The sequence below is a fragment of the Nostocoides veronense genome, assembly GCF_039531185.1.
In the GTDB taxonomy this organism is placed as follows: Bacteria; Actinomycetota; Actinomycetes; order Actinomycetales; family Dermatophilaceae; genus Nostocoides_A; species Nostocoides_A veronense.
Genome location: NZ_BAAAPO010000074.1, coordinates 1 through 539 on the forward strand (window position 1 = coordinate 1; position 539 = coordinate 539).

Below are 539 nucleotides of genomic sequence, written 5' to 3' on the forward strand. Positions count from 1 at the left end.
TGCTGAAACAGAATTGGAGTTCTTCAGGCTTCAGTTCCGTCTCGCGCAAGGGGCATCTCGTAGGTGAAACTCTCTCACACCCTGACCCGCACTTCTGCGGTGTTCGACGACCCGAATCTCGTGTCGTCCGCCGGCCTGGTCCCGGTACTGGCACTGGCCGACCGGGCAGGGCTGCGCCAGCTGGCGGATGAGCACCTGAGCGTGCCGACGGACAAAGGCGCGAACGCTGGGTCGAAGGTGGCCTCGCTCGTGGCCGGGATGGTCGCCGGCGCCGACAGCATCGATGACATGGCCCTGCTGCGCCACGGCGGGATGGGCCGGCTCTTCGCCAAGGCGTACGCGCCCTCGACGCTCGGCTCGTTCCTACGCACGTTCACCTTCGGGCACGTCCGGCAGCTCGATGCGGTCGCCGCACGGTTCCTGCTCGCGCTGTCTCGCCTGGCCGGGCTGACCCCACCGGTCCCGGCACCATTGCCCGCTGGCGACGAGGCGGGAGCGGGCGTCGGGTACGCGTTCGTCGACGTGGACGACACGATCAT

At 68.1% G+C, this 539-nt stretch carries 1 pseudogene; it reads left to right on the forward strand.

Annotated features, from left to right (window positions below):
* Positions 1 to 63: 63 nt before the first annotated feature.
* Positions 64 to 539, forward strand: a pseudogene (locus ABD225_RS18540) (IS1380 family transposase); the annotation flags it as partial.